The 3173-nt window shown below is 20.9% G+C and carries 3 protein-coding genes and 2 pseudogenes; 2 read left to right on the forward strand and 3 right to left on the reverse strand.

Features of this window, described 5'->3' with window-relative positions; all coding sequences use genetic code 11:
* Nucleotides 1-279: 279 nt before the first annotated feature.
* Complete coding sequence (locus FEF22_RS02120; protein WP_210352297.1) at nt 280-438, reverse strand: hypothetical protein; 159 nt, start codon at nt 436-438, stop codon at nt 280-282.
* A gap of 22 nt (nt 439-460) precedes the next feature.
* Between FEF22_RS02120 and FEF22_RS02125 the strand changes: the two are divergent.
* Nucleotides 461-733 (forward strand): annotated as a pseudogene (locus tag FEF22_RS02125) (magnesium-translocating P-type ATPase); the annotation flags it as partial.
* Between the two features lie 1204 nt (nt 734-1937).
* Here FEF22_RS02125 and FEF22_RS02130 read toward each other — a convergent pair.
* A complete protein-coding gene (locus FEF22_RS02130) occupies nt 1938-2339 on the reverse strand; it encodes a hypothetical protein (protein WP_210352299.1) in 402 nt (133 codons plus the stop codon).
* 41 nt (nt 2340-2380) lie between these two features.
* Nucleotides 2381-2719, reverse strand: a complete 339-nt coding sequence (locus FEF22_RS02135) for a hypothetical protein (protein WP_210352300.1) — start codon at nt 2717-2719, stop codon at nt 2381-2383.
* Here FEF22_RS02135 and FEF22_RS02140 point away from each other — a divergent pair.
* Nucleotides 2667-3002: pseudogene (locus FEF22_RS02140) on the forward strand (HAD-IC family P-type ATPase); the annotation flags it as partial. The gene FEF22_RS02135 and the pseudogene FEF22_RS02140 sit on opposite strands and share 53 nt — an antisense overlap.
* Nucleotides 3003-3173: the final 171 nt, after the last annotated feature.

The following is a 3173-nucleotide window of genomic DNA, read 5'->3' on the forward strand; positions in this document are numbered from 1 at the left end:
GTTCAGCAAATAACGAAAATCAACATTATCAAAAGGCAATGTAAACAAGAAAAATCATAAATTAAATTTAAAAACAAAATTTGAATCGGTAATAAGGAGCAAATTTTAAAAATAAAAAATACCAAAACGGCAAAATATTACCAAAATTAGATGATAAAAATCAGAACAATATACTTCATCATATTATTGTAAATTTTACGACTTTCAAATTGCATCTTTTAAAACATTTTAAGCATCCTTAGATAAAAGAATAATATCTGTGATTCTTTTACTTTATATCTACTTCAGATCTGAAATAGATAAATTAGCAATTTGCATAGCAGGAGCATCATTAATTCCATCTCCCATAAAACCAACAATATTATTTTTATTTTTAAATACAGAAACAATACGAGATTTTTGTTCTGGATTCAATTTAAATAAAATATCTATGTTCAATAATTTAGTATATAATTCTTCATCATCCATTTTATCTATTTCTGTAGATTCAGGCGTAGATATAGCAAAAGAATCTGCTGATATTATTCTTTTATCTAAGGATTTAAATGTTTTAAAAGATGCAATTTTAGAAAGTCGTAAAATTTACAATAATATGATGAAGTATATTAAATTTACTTTATCATCTAATTTCGGTAATATTTTAAGCGTTTTGGTAGCTTTTATTTTTAATTTGTTCCTTTATTGCGATTCAAATTTTGTTTTAAATTTAATTTATGATTTTTCTTGTTTAGCATTTGCCTTTTGATGAAAATAGTGATTCTCATTAAACTCTCCGTAAATAAAATTTAAAAAAATTATTAATTTTATGTTTTTATTTGGATTTATTGCTTTTATTTTGATTTATTGTTTGTTTTTGGTTTATATTTTATATATCAAAAATAAATTATAATTTTTGATCCAATTACATTTTAGAACAAGTTGGTTTATTTTTTCTATTTTTACTCAAATTTTAACTACTTTTTGATTTTGAGAACAGATAATTTTATTAAAAAGATTCTAAAATTTCCATAATAAACCTACTTTTTCTATTTTTTAAACAGTATATTGCTGTTTTTGGTTAGTATTGAATTTTTAGTAGTTTTTATATTTTAAAAATATTTTTTAATTTTAAAATATACTATTTTTAATATTATTATTATTTTTTTACGGAATATGTTTGATTTTTGCTAAAAATATTTTAAAATATAAAAAACTACTAAAAATTCAATATATAAAAGCTGTAAGCTCTTCACAGAAAAGTAGATTTATTATGGAAATTCACAAATCTTTAATAAAATTATCTGTTCTCAAAATCAAAATAGTTTGGTAAAACAGAAAAATACTAAATATTGGATCATCAAAAAATTATAATTTATTTTGATATATAAAATATAAACAAACAAACAAGCAAATCAAAAAATAAGCAATAAATATCAAATAAACATAAAATTAATAATTTTAAATTCCATTTACGAAAGAGTTCTTAAATAACGAGAATCAACATTATCAAAAGGCAATGCTAAACAAGAAAAATCATAAATTAAATTTAAAACAAAATTTGAATCGGTAATAAAGGAACAAATTTTGTTTTTAAATTGGTATATTTCTTGTTTAACATGCTGCTGATAATGTTGATTCTCATTGTGGAGCTCCTCTTTAAATAAATTTGAAAAATTATTAATTTTATGTTTTTATTTGGATTTATTGCTTTTATTTTTTGATTTATTGTTTTGTTTTGGTTTATATTTTATATATCAAAAAATAAATTATAATTTTTGATGATCCAATTACATTTAGAACAAGTTGGTTTATTTTTTTTTTCTATTTTGCTCAAATTTTAACTATTTTGATTTTGAGAACAGATAATTTTATTAAAGATTCTAAAATTTTATAATAAACCTACTTTTTCTATTTTTTAATAGTATATTTGCTGTTTTTTTGGTTAGTATTGAATTTTTTTAGTAGTTTTTATATTTTAAAAATATTTTTAGCAAAAAAATCAAACATATTCCGTAAAAAAATAATAATAATATTAAAAAAATTATATATTTTAAATTAAAAATATTTTTAAAATATAAAAAACTACTAAAAAATTCAATACTAACCAAAAAAACAGCAAATATACCGCCAAAAAATAGAAAAAGTAGGTTTATTATGGAAATTTTAGAATCTTTAATAAAATTATCTGTTCTCAAAATCAAAATAGTTAAAATTTGAGTAAAAATAGAAAAAATAAACCAACTTGTTCTAAATGTAATTGGATCATCAAAAAAATTATAATTTATTTTTTGATATATAAAATATAAACCAAAACAAAACAATAAATCAAAAATAAAAGCAATAAATCCAAATAAAAACATAAAATTAATAATTTTTTTTAAATTCCATTTACGAGGAGTTCTTAAATAACGAAGAAGTCACTTGTAAGCAATGCTAAACAAGAAAAATCATAAATTAAATTTAAAAACAAAATTTGAATCGGTAATAAAGGAACAAATTTTAAAAAATAAAAAGCTACCAAAACGCTTAAAATATTACCAAAATTAGATGATAAAGTAAATTTAATATACTTCATCATATTATTGTAAATTTTACGACTTTCTAAAATTGCATCTTTTAAAACATTTAAATCCTTAGATAAAAGAATAATATCAGCAGATTCTTTTGCTATATCTACGCCTGAATCTACAGAAATAGATAAAATGGATGATGAAGAATTATATACTAAATTATTGAACATAGATATTTTATTTAAATTGAATCCAGAACAAAAATCTCGTATTGTTTCTGTATTTAAAAATAAAAATAATATTGTTGGTTTTATGGGAGATGGAATTAATGATGCTCCTGCTATGCAAATTGCTAATTTATCTATTTCTGTAGATTCAGGCGTAGATATAGCAAAAGAATCTGCTGATATTATTCTTTTATCTAAGGATTTAAATGTTTTAAAAGATGCAATTTTAGAAAGTCGTAAAATTTACAATAATATGATGAAGTATATTAAATTTACTTTATCATCTGGCCTGACAGTATTTTAAGCATTTTATTTCAGCTGTTTTAAGGGCTGTTCACTTCCTCGGTCCAATTTTTGTTTTTAAGCAATTTATGATTTTCTTGTTTAGCGACCTTACCGCCAGAGCTCATAGGTGTTTGTTCTCATAGCGTGATCTGCTGCAAAGCAGTACGCTGGC

Origin of the sequence: Texas Phoenix palm phytoplasma (assembly GCF_005774685.2) — a bacterium.
GTDB lineage: Bacteria > Bacillota_I > Bacilli_A > Acholeplasmatales > Acholeplasmataceae > Phytoplasma.

Coding starts and splice junctions, on each gene's coding strand:
- FEF22_RS02135 (WP_210352300.1), bottom strand. CDS start 2,719: ATGTTCAATAATTTAGTATATAATTCTTCATCATCCATTTTATCTATT.
- FEF22_RS02130 (WP_210352299.1), bottom strand. CDS start 2,339: ATGTTTTTATTTGGATTTATTGCTTTTATTTTTGATTTATTGTTTTGT.